The sequence below is a fragment of the Actinokineospora sp. HUAS TT18 genome, from assembly GCF_051364635.1.
GTDB lineage: Bacteria > Actinomycetota > Actinomycetes > Mycobacteriales > Pseudonocardiaceae > Actinokineospora.
Genome location: NZ_CP195645.1, coordinates 2901157 through 2914039 on the forward strand (window position 1 = coordinate 2901157; position 12883 = coordinate 2914039).

The following is a 12883-nucleotide window of genomic DNA, read 5'->3' on the forward strand; positions in this document are numbered from 1 at the left end:
CTGCGCGGTTCGCGCGCCCTGCCGCCCCTCGATCACGGCGAGCCGCGGTGATGATGTAGACACGCTCCGAACACGATCGGGTGAATCTTGTTTTCGCTGCTGAAATCCCTGGCGCGTTCGGTAGAGTCGAACACATGTTCGATCTACTGCCGCAGGCGCGCCGCCACCTGGTGAGGACCGTCCTCACCGGACTGTGGCGGCTGCTGTCACGGCACGATGAGCGGCACGATCGGCGACTGCTCCTTGGACATCGGGATGTTGTAGCGCTGCGCGATGAACGAGGCCACGTCGTGGAAGAACGGCGCGGCCGTGTGCCCCTCGGGCGTCGTGTAGGCCGGGGTGTCATAGACCATGCCGACCACGAACCGCGGGTTGTCGGCGGGCAGGATCCCGGCGAAGGTGATCCAGTACTTCGAGTCGCTGTAGCGGCCCGCCGCGCGGTCGAACTGCTGCGCGGTGCCCGTCTTCCCCGAGATCTGGTAGCCGGTGACCGCGGCCGCGGGCGCGGTGCCACTGTTCTGGTGCGGCGCCTTCTGCACCACCGCCCGGAACATGTCCCGCGCCGTCCGCGCGGTCTCCGGCGACACGACCCGCACCCCTTCCGGCCGCGGCTCCTCCACCCGCGTCCCGTCGGGCCGCACCGTGGCCTTGACGATCCGCGGCGGCATCCGCACCCCGTCGTTGGCGATGGTCTGGTACATGCCCGCCATCTGCAGCACGGTCATCGAAAGACCCTGGCCGATCGGCAGGTTGCCGAAGGTGCTGCCCGACCACTGGTTGAGCGGCAGCACGCTGCCCGGGCTCTCACCGGGCAGGCCGACCCCGGTCCGCGTGCCGAGGCCGAGCTTCGACAGCAGGTCGGCGAACCGGTTCTCGTTGACCTGCTGGGCAAGCAGCAACGTCCCCACGTTCGACGACTTGGCGAACACACCGGTCGTCGTCAGATTGATCCGCCCGTGATCCCACGCGTCGGCGACAACCCGGTCAGCCACCTTGAGCGACCCGGGCACGGACAGAACGGTCTCCGGCGTGGTGATGCCGTACTCCAGCGCCCCCATCGCGGTCACGATCTTGTTGACCGATCCCGGCTCGAACGGCGTGGTCACCGCCGGGTTGGCCATGTCCTTCGGGTCGATCGACTTGGCCGACGGGTCGAACGCCTTGTCGTTGGCGAGCGCGTAGACCTCCCCAGTCTTCGCGTCGAGCACGACAACGCTGACGGTCTTCGACTGACTGCGCCGCCCGAACTCGGCCGCCTTCTGCTGCAGGAAGAACTGCAAGTCAGCGTCGATGGTCAACTCGAGGTCCGACCCATCGACCGCGGACCGGAGCCCACGCTCGCTGCCCGGGATGACCGCGTCGGTGCGCTCGTCTGTCTCGACAATCTGAGTTCCCGGCTGCCCTGCGAGCTGGTTGTCGCGCAGGTTCTCCAGCCCACTGAGCCCGTGCAGCGCGTGCTTGTTGATGTCTGGGTTTTCCTTGCGCCAGTTGGCATACCCGACGATGTTCGACCCGAGGTCACCCCCCGGATACTCGCGAATGGCCCGATACTCCACGTTGAGCTGCGGAAACTCCTTCTTGAGGTCGCGGGCCTTCGCGGGCTCGACGTTCTCGGCCACGTAGACGAACTTCTTGTCCTCCCGCAACTTCGCCAACACCTGAGCCTCAGGCGCCGCGTCCCCCAACACCTCGTGCAGCCGCTTGGCAATAGCCGCCGTCTCCTCCTCGAAGGTAGGAGTCTTCGGCTCCGTCTGCCGCAACTTCTCCAACGCGGCCCGCTCAGCCGCCGGCCGATAAGCCAGTGCTCTGGCCTCAACACTGAAGGCCAGTTCAACCCCGTTCCGGTCCACAATGGACCCCCGCCGCGCCGGAATCGGGATCTCCAACACCCGCTGCCGCTCAGCCCGGGCCGCGAGCGCGTCCGATTCGAAGACCTGAACCTGCACCAACTTCAACCCGGCGACCACCAGCGAAGCGATCAACACGAACCGGATGACCACAACCCGGATCCGGTGATCAGTCCCCTGAGCCCGCTTCCGAACCTGCCGCATCCGCCCCGGCGCGGGCGACTCGCGCACCATCCCTGGCCGACCAGCCGCCCGAACTCCGCGCCCACCCGGGTACGCCCCGCCTACCGGCCCGCGACCACCAACCCGCCCGGAACCACCCGCGGAAGCACCACTCCGCCCCCGCACACCAGCACTCCCCGCGACCCCAGCAACCCCACGCACGCCACCCGCGCCGCCGCGACCGACCCCGCCCGCTCCCCGAGCCCCCGCCCGACCAACCGGGACACCGGCCCCTCGGCCGCCACCAGCACCAGCCCGACCACTGCCGCCAGCTCCGTTACCGGCACCTGCCCGACCAGCAGTCCCCCCAAGACCGCCGCTCGACCCGGCCCGACCAGCACCCCCCGCGGTGCCACGCCCACCCACACGCCCGTCCCCCGCGCCACGACCACCTATCCAGCCGTCCGCTCCAGCCGCGCCACGGCCACCACTTCCCGCACCACGCCCGCGACCGGCGCCCCCATCCCCACCGGCCGTGCCACGACCACCAGCGCGCCCGAGTCCGGCCGCCCCGCGCCCACCACTGGAACGCCCGTCAGCACCCGAGGCGCCACGCCCAGCACCAGCTACGCCGCGACCGTCACCCGCACGTCCAACTCCAGCCGTCCCACGCCCACCACCGGCACCCGCATCCCCACCGGCCGTGCCACGACCACCAGCGCGCCCGAGTCCGGCCGCCCCGCGCCCACCGATGGGACGCCCGTCAACACCCGCTGGAAGCCCATCAGCCCCAGCTGCGCCACGGCCACCATTTCCTCGACCCACACCCGGGGACCCACTGACACCCGAGGCGTCCCGGCGACCGCCCGCGCCTGCCTGCCCGGCACCGCGACCACCGCCCGGCACACCGCGTCCGACCGCGCCATCGGATCCCCGACCTACCCGGCCCGCTCCGCCTTCGGACGAGCCCCGGCCACCCGCACCCCCGCGACCACCGGCCCCAGCACCCCCCGAGCCTTTCGGAACTCCCCCACGCGGCAGCGACCCGCCACCGCTCCCCTTGGGCTGCCCACCCCGCGAAACCCCATCGCGGTCCGAGTCACCTCGACCCGGCGGCTCCCCATTGCGACCCGACATCAGACACCCTCACCCTGCCCAGAACTCACCAAACCAGCAGCCGCACCGGCACTCCCACGCCACCCGGCCACCAGCCCCACACCCACCCAGCGCTCCCACGCCGTCAACACCACACCCGAGTCCCCAGACCCGCCCTGTCGGCGTCCCCACGCCGGGCGCGCCCCGCCAGACCACCCGCCCACGGTCACCCGACGCACAGGCGTCGCCAAGCCGTCAGCGCGAGAGTCCGGCCACCCGACAACCACCTGTCCACGAGACCCACCGAGCACCACAGCCGACAGCGAGCCAGATCGCGAGGGTGTCCCCCGATTTCCCCCACGGCGGCGAACGCGCCGCAGCTCAGCGGCGGGCGCCGGCCGAGCTTGCCGAAGACGGCGGCAGACCACGCGCGGGGCATGCGCGGCATGCTGCGCCCGCGTGTCGCCAGAGGTGGCGGCACGCGGGCGTGGCTGGGATGGCATCAGCCGCCTCCGCCTGGTGGCGGAGCGGCGCCCTGGGCCGGGGGCTGTGCGCCCGCGGCGGGCTGCGCTCCGTCAGCAGGAGTGCCAGCGGCAGGTGGCGTCGCACCGGCCGCGGGCGCGGCACCATCAGCGGGCGGCGTGGCACCCGCGGCGGGCGGCGTGGCGCCTGCGGCAGGCGGGGTCGCGCCCGCGGGCGGCTGAACCGCTGCCGGGTCGGGCGCGGGCGGAGCAGGCGCCTGAACAGGCTTGGCGTCGCCCACCACGGTCACCGAGCCGTCGGGGCCGACCACCAGCCGGGCCGGGTCGCCCGCGGGCACCATGCCGAGCTGGCGGGCACGCTCCGCCAGCGCGGAGGCCGACTCGTTGCGGGTCACCTCGCGCTGGAGTTGGGCGGCTTGTTCGGCGAGTTCGTTGGCTTCCTTCTTGGCGTTCTCGAGTCGGTAGGAGTCGGCGACGGCCTGCGTCGTCAGCCACAGCGTCGCCGCCACGCCCACCGCCAGCAGGGCGATGATCAGCACGACGAACGAAGCCCGACCAGCGGCCGCTTCCTCCGGGTCGACAGCGGGCCGGTTCTTCGCGGGCCGACCGCCCTCCCGCTGCGCGCGGCGGGCGTAGGCACGCTCAGCCGCGGCCGTGCGCGGACGCGCCTGCCGCCCAACCGGCTCCACCTCCGGCTGCTCGACGGGCTCGACCTCAGGCGCGATGGTCGCGGCCGCCGACTTGCGCACGGGCACGGACGGCTCCGCCGAAGGCCGGACCCGGACCTCACCCGCAGACCGACGCGACCGAACAGCCTCCCCACCACGCGCAGAACCCCGCGCCGAACGCCGACTTCCACGCTCGCCATCAGCCCCGCGAGAACCACGGGAAGACCGGCGAACACCCCGCTCGCCATCGGCGACAGCGGAACCCGATCCGCCGTCAGCCTCATCAGAACGACCCGAATCCCCATCGACGCGCGTCTCAGCAGCACCCCGAGCCGACCGACGATTCGTTCCGCGGACAGAAGTCCGGCCATCGTCAACAGCCGTCACAGAACCCCGCGATCCACCGTCAGCCACTCCAGCCTCGTCCGTCGCAGAACCCTGCCCAGCCCGAGCCGAATCCCCCACAACATCCACAGTGGACTCAACCGGAGTCCGCCGAGGGCGCCTGCGCGGCTGACGCTCAGCCTCGGGCTCCGGCCGCGACCGGCCGAGCTTCGCCAGGGCACGCTCCGCCCACGACTCCTCAGCAGGACGAGAGGCTCGATTGGCCTTGTTGCGCGTCGGCGCGGTCATGTTGCCTCCCTGATCCGTTCGGCGGCGCGCAGTCGGACCGACTGGGCGCGGGGGTTGTGCTCGGTCTCGGCCTCGTCGGCCAGTTCGGCGCCGCCGCGGGTGAGGAGGCGGAAGTACGGGGCGTGTTCGGGCAGTTCGACCGGCAAGCCCGGCGGCGTCGTGGACTTCGCCAGTTCCCCGATCGCCTTCTTGACGATGCGGTCCTCCAGTGATTGGTAGGACTCCACGACGATCCGGCCGCCGACTCGCAGCGCCCCCAGCGCCGCCGGGATGGCGCGGCGCAGGACGTCGAGTTCGGCGTTGACCTCGATGCGCAAAGCCTGGAAGGTCCGCTTCGCCGGGTGGCCGCCGGTCCGCCGGGATGCCGCCGGGACAGCCGCGTACAGCAGCTCGACCAGCCGGGCGCTCGTGGTGAACGGCTCCTTGGCCCGCTCGGCCACGATCGCCTTGACGATGCGCGGCGCGAAGCGTTCCTCGCCGTACTCACGCAGGATGCGGACCAGTTCGCCCGGCTCGTAGGTGTTCAGCACGTCGGCGGCGGTCGGGCCGGTGGTCGGGTCCATCCGCATGTCCAGCGGGGAGTCGCGCGCGTAAGCGAAGCCGCGTTCGGGCACGTCGAGCTGCATCGAGGACACGCCGAGGTCGAACAGCACGCCGTCCACCCGCGACAGTCCCAACGACGACAGCGCCTCGGGCAGTCCGTCGTAGACGGTGTGCACGAGGTGGACGCGGTCGCCGTGGCGGGCGAGGCGTTCGGCGGACATGGCCAGCGCGTTCGGGTCGCGGTCGAGGCCGACCAGCGTGAGCGAAGGGTGGGCCGAGAGCAGTGCGTCGGCGTGACCGCCGAGGCCAAGGGTGGCGTCGACCAGGACGGCGGGGTGGTCCGACAGCGCTGGAGCGAACAGCTCCAGAATCCGGTCCAGCATCACCGGCACGTGCCGCGGCTGATCCGTCATGTGGCCACACCCCCTTTCAGTCCGGCCAGACGGCCGGGTGCCGCCAGGTCCCCGCCCGCTCGTCGGACCTGGCACCGGGGAAGGTGCGCCAGGGCCGAAAGCGAGCGGACCGAGGCCTCACGGCACCCGCGTCTTCCTGCTCCCCCCACAACCTCAGAACACGCCGGGCAGTACCTCCTCACGCGCTTGCGAGTAGCTGTCCTCGTGTTCGTCCAGGTAGGTCTGCCACGCTTGCGCGTCCCAGATCTCCAGCCTGGTGATCGCCCCGATGACAACGCAGTCCTTGGTCAACCCGGCGTAGCGCCGCAGTTCCGGTGCGACCGCGATCCGACCTTGGCTGTCCGGACGCTGCTCGTCGGTGCCCGCGAACAGGTACCGCTGGTAGGCCCGGACGGCTTCGTTCGTCAGGGGCGCCGCCGCCACTTTGCGCGCCATTTCCTCGAACTCCGCGCGTGGGAACACGTAGAGGCAGTGATCCTGACCCTTCGTGACCATGAGTCCACCCGCGAGCGCTTCCCGGAACTTGGCGGGCAGTGTCAGCCGCCCCTTGTCGTCGAGCTTCGGGGTGTGCGTGCCGAGGAACATCGGACACCCACCTCCCCACCGAACCGGTCGGATCGGCCATGGGACTCCCGTCCGCCCCACTTGGCGCCACAGTACCCCACTTTTCACCACAGTCAACGCGAATCGAGTCGGATTCCGACCGATCGGGATCGCGTTTGCCCAGCTAGAAGCCCGGGGGGCCAGGTGGGGGGCGGTGGGGAGTCGACCGCCGCGGGTGATTCCAAATCCCCGCGCAACCCCGGTCCTAGCCACGCGTCCTACGGGAATGTGGGCCGCTGTGGGGCCCTGGGGGTGAGACGTGGGGGCGTCGGTGGGTGGAAGTGGGGAGCGGGCGGCTGCGCAGCCCGCACGACCGGTCGCACAGGGTGACCGAAGGCGCGGTCGATCATGGTCGGAGCCGACCTGGCACGATCGACACCGGCGCGCGGGCCGAATCGGCTTGTCTGGAAACGTTGGGGTACTTCGCCCCGGTTTGACACACTCCATGGAAGGCTGTCGCGGCCACGGCAGACTGCCCCACCGAGCGCCCGCGCCCCGATCGGGTGCCCAGAGCCCGGTGACTCTGCACAAGCATCAGGAGGTCGTGTGACGTCGAGTACCCCGCCCGCCGCTCTGCCGGGGCACCCCCCGTACGGCGGGCACGGCCCCGAGGCGCAGGCACCGACCCCGCCGTATCCGAGCGACAACCACCGTCCGGTCGGCAGGCTCGACGACCTGCACGCGACCGCGCAGCGCATCGCCGCCAACGTCGAGCGGGTCTTGGTCGGCAAGCCCGAGGTCGTGCGGATCGCGCTGGTCACCCTGCTCGCCGAGGGCCACCTGCTGGTCGAGGACGTGCCCGGCGTCGGCAAGACGTCGCTGGCCAAGGCGCTGGCCCGGTCGATCGACTGCTCGGTGAGCCGCATCCAGTTCACCCCCGACCTGCTGCCCAGCGACGTGACCGGTGTGTCGATCTTCAACCGGCAGACCAGCGAGTTCGAGTTCCGCCCCGGCCCGGTGTTCGCGAACATCGTCGTCGGCGACGAGATCAACCGCGCGTCGCCGAAGACGCAGTCGGCGCTGCTGGAGTGCATGGAAGAGCACCAGGTCACCGTCGACGCGAAGACCTATGAGCTGCAGTCGCCGTTCATGGTGATCGCGACGCAGAACCCGATCGAGATGGAGGGCACCTACGCCCTCCCCGAGGCCCAGCGCGACCGCTTCACCGCGCGCGTGTCGATCGGCTACCCGGACCCGCAGGCCGAGCTGGCGATGGTCGACGAGCACGCGGGCGCCGACGTCTTCAAGACGCTGCAGCCGGTGTCCACCGGCGACCAGGTGCGCGGTCTCATCGAGACGGTCCGCGGTGTCCAGATCGCCCAGGAAGTCCGGCGCTACGCGGTGGAGTTGGTGTCGGCGACGCGGCGGCTCTCCGAGATCCGCATCGGCGCCTCCCCCCGCTCGACGCTGCACCTGGTGCGGGCCGCGCGGGCGCAGGCGGCGCTGTCGGGCCGCGACTTCGTGGTGCCCGACGACATGCATCTCGTCGCCATCCCGGTGCTCGCGCACCGGCTGGTGCTCACCCCGGAGGCCCAGGCCGCCCGGCGTTCGCCCGCCGAGCTGATCCGCGGGCTCATCCAGCGTGTCCCCGTGCCGCAGGCCGACCCGGCCGCGCAGTGGGCACGCGGTCGTCAGTAGGAGTGGACGATGGGGGCGCTGTCGGGGCTCACCACACGGGGACGCTGCCTCTTGGCGGCGGGGGTAGCCGCCGCGCTGTGCTCGGTGGTGCTCAACGAGCGTGACCTGCTGCGGGTCGCGGTGTTCGTGGTGGCGCTGCCGCTTATCGTGTGCGGGTTCACCGCGATCGCGAAGGTCGGCCTGCACGCCGAGCGCCACCTGGCGCCCGCGCGGGTGCCGGTGGGTGGTCGCGCGGAAGTGGCCTTGACCGTGCGCAGCACCGGCAGGCTCCCGACCGGCGGCCTGCTGGTGTCCGACGGCGTGCCGTACGCGCTGGGCGGCAAGCCGCGGTTCGTCATCGAGCACCTGCCCCGGCACACCGGCACGCAACTGCGGTACGCGGTGCAGCCGATGCTGCGCGGCATCCAGCAGCTCGGCCCGCTGAAGGCGACGATCACCGACCCGTTCGGCCTCGCCGAGTTCGAACGCGAGCTGGCGCGCACGTCCCGGCTCGTGGTGGTGCCGCGCGTGGTCCCGCTGTCCGGCGTCCCCGGCGGCTCGGGCCTCGGCTCGGGCGACGACGGGTCGATCCGGCTCAACGTCGGCCACGGCGAGGACGACGCGATCGTCCGGCCGTACCGCCAGGGCGACGATCTGCGCAAAGTCCACTGGCGCTCGACAGCGAAACGCGACGAGATGATGGTCCGCGTCGAGGAAAGCCCGTGGCGCGGCGGCACGACGGTGCTGCTGGACCACCGCGTCTCCGGCCACCGCGGCGTCGGCGCGAGCTCGAGCCTGGAGTGGGCGGTGTCGTTCGCGGCGAGCATCTGCGTGCACCTGCACCGCTACGGCCAGCAGATCCGCCTGGTCACCGAGACCGGCGCCATCCTGGTCAGCGACGCGGGCGACGGCAGCCACAGCGACAACGCGGTGCTCGACACGCTGGCCGCCCTGCAGCCGGTGCACCAGCGCGAGATCAACTGCCCGGCCGACCCGGGCCACGGCCAGGAACTCATCGCCATCATCGGCGCCGCCGACGCCGAGTCGGTCGGCCAACTCATCCGCTACCGCACCCGCGGCACCCGCAGCTTGGCCGTCCTGCTGGACGCCACCGCATGGGGCGCGGGCGACGGCCCCGACGGCGACCCACAGGGCGCGGCGGCGCTGCTGACCGCGGCAGGCTGGGGCGTGACGGTGGCGCGCCCGGACATCCCGATGACGCGGGTGTGGAGCAGCATCTGCCGCACCAGCACCAAGCGCGGCGACAGCATGATCGCGGGGTTCGGCTCATGAACTCGCGTCCCACCGCCTGCTTCCCTCGTCGCCTGCGAGATCGCAGGAACCGAGCCCTCCGTACTCCGGTCGCTGCCCCCGCGACCGCGTCGGTCGGAGACACCTTCGTCGCGACACATGGGACGCCGATCTCCACCGGTTGCGCCGGCGAGCGGGATGCTCACGCCGCTCGTGTCATCCGGCTGATCATTGTCAGGTGGCGACCGCGATCCAAGACCGAGGCACTCGACCTCGGCTGCGCCGAGGGCAACCTGCGCGGCGACGACGAAGCCGTGGCGGTGCTGATGCCCGACGACCTCGTGCTTTCCATCGGCGTGCCGACTCAGACTTCCGGCGTCGCCGACACGACCCTCAGCCGGTCCATCCGGGGACGGGCGACAGTTGATCTTCGTTCGGGTGTGGCTGTGGATGAATTGGGATTCGGCTCATGACTGACACCACCACTCCCCAGGCCCAATGGTCGGTCACCGTCACCCCGGTGATCGCCGCCATCACCACGCTCTGTGCCTCCAGTGCGCTCGCCGGCGTCATCGAAGGCATGCGCTGGCTGGGTTATGCCGGCATCGCCGTCATGGTGGTTACCGCCACCGGGCTCGGCCTGCGCGCCCTGCGCACCCCCACGCTGGTCGTCGGGCTCGCGCAGATGGCCGCGTTGATGTGCCTTGTCGTCGCGCTGTTCACGAACAGCGGAATCCTCGGTGTGTTCCCCGGCCCCTCCGCCATCGAGGAGCTTGGGGAGGTGCTACGGAGGTCGGTCGAGGCCGTCCAACTGGGGGTTCCGCCAGTTCCCGCGACCGCGCCGATGCTCTGTCTTGTGGTCATCGCGATCGGGTTGGTCGCGGTGCTGGTCGACACGCTCGCCGTGTCGGCGGGAGCGCCCGCGGCGTGTGGGCTCGTGCTGCTCTGCGTCTACGCCGTCCCCGCCTCACTGGCCGACGACCTGCTGCCCTGGTGGTCCTTCATCCTCGGCGCGACGTCGTTCGCGTTCCTGTTGGCCGTCGACGGGGCGCACCGGCACCAGCAGTGGCGCAACCGGCCCGCGCTCCCCGGCACGGCGGCCGGGTTCGGATCGCCGTCGGCCATGGTGTCGGTGGCGCTGGTCATGGGGCTGCTCGCGGGGGCGCTGATCACCGGGATCGGCACCGTCGGCAGCCTGCCCGGCGGCAGCGGCGGCAAGGGCGGCGGCGGTGGCCTGGCGCTCAAACCGTTCACGGCGCTGCGCGGGATGCTCGACCAGGGCACCAACATCGAGCTGTACCGGGTGCGCAACCTCGGCAACGAGGCCCGCTACCTGCGCGCGATGACCCTGCCCCGCTACGACCGCAACGGCGGCTGGACCGCGGTCGACGCCCTGCCCGACGACTACCCCGCCGACGCTGACCTGCCGCCCGCGCCGGGTGACGACGGCGGCGGCACGATCACCCGCATCGAGATCGAGCCGATCAACTCGCCCAAGGACCTGTGGGCGCCGGTCTACGGCACGCCGCGCAGGCTGCGCGACATCCCCAAGGGCATGTTCTACGACCAGAGCGGCGGGATGGTCTACTCCCGCACCCCGCGCCAACTCGGCAAGTACACCGAGGACGCGGACATGAGCCAGCCCGCGCGCGAGGACCTGCGGCTGGCGGGCAACGACTTCAGCGAGATCGACCAGATCTACCTCACCGCCGACGGCATCGACCCCGAGGTCGTCGCGCTCGCCAAGCAGATCACCGCGGGCAAACCGACGATGTTCGACAAGGCGCTGGCGCTGCAGCAGTACTTCGACCGCGCCAACGGCTTCGAATACAAGACGCAGACCGACGCGACCAGCGACGAGAACGCCCTCAAGGACTTCCTGTTCCGCTCCAAGGTCGGCTACTGCGAGCAGTACGCCTCGGCCATGGCCATCCTCGCCCGCGCGGTGAACATCCCGTCCCGCGTCGCGATCGGCTACACGGCGGGCTTCCAGTCCGGCGACTACCGGTCCATCACCACCCAGGACGCGCACGCGTGGGTCGAGGTGTTCTTCCCCGCCCAGGGCTGGGTCACCTTCGACCCGACGCCGCTGACCGACGGCCGCACGTTCGTCCCCCCGTACACGACGGGCGACCCGAGCGCGGGTCCGGAGACGTCGGTGACGGAGGAAGAGGTGCCCACCGGCGCCCCGTCGACGAGCGCGGCGCCGCGGGAGGACCCGGTCAACGAGCAGGACCCGGACGCGATCGACTCGTTCGCCGGGCAGGAGGACACGTCGTGGCCGTGGCAGATCTGGGCAGGGCTGATCGGCTTGGTGCTGACGGCGGCGGCTGTGGTGGCGGCTCGGGTTCGGCGGTCGCTGGTGCGGTTCGCGGTGCCGGTGGTCGCGGTGTTGGCGACGTTGACGCTGTTCTTCCTGGTCGCGGCGGTGTCGTGGTGGTTGGCGGCGTTGGTGCTGGTGCTGGTGGCCGCCGCGGTGCCCGCGTTGGTTCGGGCGTGGTGGCGGCATGGGCGGCGGCACGCGGTGGTGACGGCGTCTCCTGCTGCGGCGAGCGCGGCGTGGGATGAGCTGATGGCGGAGTCTTGGGATCGGGGGGCGACGATCTCGGACTCGGACACGGTGCGGACGGCTGCTCGGCGGTTGGCTCGGGAACACAGTCTCGATGAGCCGGGGAAGACGGCGTTGCGGACTGTGGTGAATTCGGTGGAGCGGTCTTGGTATGGGGGGCAGGCTGAGCGGGATCCGGAGCTGGCCAAGGCGTTTGACGAGGTGATTGTGGGGTTGCGAAGGACTGCGCCGTTGGCTTGGAAGGCTCGGTTGCTGCCTCGGTCAGTGATGCGGCCTCGGCGCTGAGGTTGCTCTGCGGGGTGCTCCGCGGAGTGCCTGTTTGGGCGTTGCGCTGCTTATGGCTTCACTTTCCTTGCCTGGCACCCGATCTTGCGTTACTGGGGGCTTGAGCCGCGCATCTTCTTGGCATGACTAAGTGGCCGTAGGTACTTCTACGGCCACTTAGTGGTCAACCTGTGGAAGCTAACGCCAGCTAATGGTCTTCATCGAAGCGCTTCTTGAAGCGCTCCTCCATCCGCTGGGAGAAGGAACTCCTGCGGTCGCCTCGGTCGCCGCCGCCTGCTGGGGAGCCGGGGGTGTCGGCGCGGTCGGGGGCGGCGTCGCCCTGGCGGAGTGCCGTCAGCGTCATCAGGGCGCCGACGAACATGACTAGGAAGCCGAGCAGGCTCACCACGGGGATACCCGCCGGTTTGAACGGCAGCATCACACCGAACACGAGGAGCGCCACGCCCAGGACGAACAGGGCGATGCCCTGCAGCCTGCGCCGTCGGGACGGCTTGCGGAGACGGGCACCTCGGACGGTGGAGGCGAACTTGGGATCCTCGGCGTAGAGCGCGCGCTCGATCTGGTCGAGCAGTCGCTGCTCGTGCTCGGAGAGTGGCATATGTTCCTCCTCCGGCACATTGGTCGCGGGCGCCGGGCGATCACGGTTGCCGCCGGACCCGGCGGGCACCCCGCTGTGGGGTTGTCCCTACCAAGGATACGGGCCCTTGACCCCGAG

General features: G+C 71.0%; 12 protein-coding genes. 4 read left to right on the forward strand and 8 right to left on the reverse strand.

The window, feature by feature from the left end; genetic code table 11:
* Positions 1–206 precede the first annotated feature (206 nt).
* The 7 genes from ACSHT8_RS12900 to mraZ form a co-directional block, all read right to left on the reverse strand.
* Entirely contained in the window at positions 207–2081 is a 1875-nt protein-coding gene (locus ACSHT8_RS12900) for a peptidoglycan D,D-transpeptidase FtsI family protein (RefSeq protein WP_436500925.1), read from the reverse strand.
* A 50-nt stretch (positions 2082–2131) separates the two neighbouring features.
* Positions 2132–2380, reverse strand: a complete 249-nt coding sequence (locus tag ACSHT8_RS12905; protein ID WP_436500927.1) for a hypothetical protein — start codon at positions 2378–2380, stop codon at positions 2132–2134.
* An 81-nt stretch (positions 2381–2461) separates the two neighbouring features.
* Positions 2462–2623: a hypothetical protein gene (locus tag ACSHT8_RS12910; RefSeq protein ID WP_436500928.1), complete on the reverse strand. Its 162-nt coding sequence runs from the start codon at positions 2621–2623 to the stop codon at positions 2462–2464.
* A gap of 12 nt (positions 2624–2635) precedes the next feature.
* Complete coding sequence (locus ACSHT8_RS12915) at positions 2636–2935, reverse strand: hypothetical protein (RefSeq protein WP_436500930.1); 300 nt, start codon at positions 2933–2935, stop codon at positions 2636–2638.
* Positions 2936–3606: 671 nt separating this feature from the next.
* Entirely contained in the window at positions 3607–4341 is a 735-nt protein-coding gene (locus ACSHT8_RS12920) for a hypothetical protein (protein WP_436500931.1), read from the reverse strand.
* 542 nt (positions 4342–4883) lie between these two features.
* Positions 4884–5843, reverse strand: coding sequence for a 16S rRNA (cytosine(1402)-N(4))-methyltransferase RsmH (gene rsmH, locus ACSHT8_RS12925; RefSeq protein WP_436500933.1), 960 nt, complete (start codon positions 5841–5843; stop codon positions 4884–4886).
* Positions 5844–5996: 153 nt separating this feature from the next.
* Positions 5997–6428, reverse strand: a complete 432-nt coding sequence (mraZ, locus tag ACSHT8_RS12930; RefSeq protein WP_436500935.1) for a division/cell wall cluster transcriptional repressor MraZ — start codon at positions 6426–6428, stop codon at positions 5997–5999.
* Positions 6429–6992: 564 nt separating this feature from the next.
* Between mraZ and ACSHT8_RS12935 the strand changes: the two genes are divergently transcribed.
* From ACSHT8_RS12935 to ACSHT8_RS12950, 4 genes are read left to right on the forward strand one after another with little or no spacing between them, the layout of a single operon-like run.
* Positions 6993–8084, forward strand: a complete 1092-nt coding sequence (locus ACSHT8_RS12935) for an AAA family ATPase (protein WP_436500937.1) — start codon at positions 6993–6995, stop codon at positions 8082–8084.
* A 9-nt stretch (positions 8085–8093) separates the two neighbouring features.
* A complete protein-coding gene (locus ACSHT8_RS12940; protein WP_436500939.1) occupies positions 8094–9356 on the forward strand; it encodes a DUF58 domain-containing protein in 1263 nt (420 codons plus the stop codon).
* Positions 9353–9787 carry a hypothetical protein gene (locus tag ACSHT8_RS12945; protein ID WP_436500941.1) on the forward strand — a complete coding sequence of 145 codons (435 nt, stop codon included), beginning with the start codon at positions 9353–9355 and terminating at the stop codon, positions 9785–9787. The genes ACSHT8_RS12940 and ACSHT8_RS12945 overlap by 4 nt, the downstream gene beginning before the upstream one ends.
* On the forward strand, positions 9784–12168 hold the full coding sequence (locus ACSHT8_RS12950; protein WP_436500942.1) for a transglutaminaseTgpA domain-containing protein: 2385 nt from the start codon (positions 9784–9786) through the stop codon (positions 12166–12168). The genes ACSHT8_RS12945 and ACSHT8_RS12950 overlap by 4 nt, the downstream gene beginning before the upstream one ends.
* Before the next feature lie 187 nt (positions 12169–12355).
* On the opposite strand, the gene ACSHT8_RS12955 is transcribed toward ACSHT8_RS12950, so the two are convergent.
* Positions 12356–12766, reverse strand: a complete 411-nt coding sequence (locus ACSHT8_RS12955; RefSeq protein ID WP_436500943.1) for a DUF3040 domain-containing protein — start codon at positions 12764–12766, stop codon at positions 12356–12358.
* Between the last annotated feature and the right edge of the window lie 117 nt (positions 12767–12883).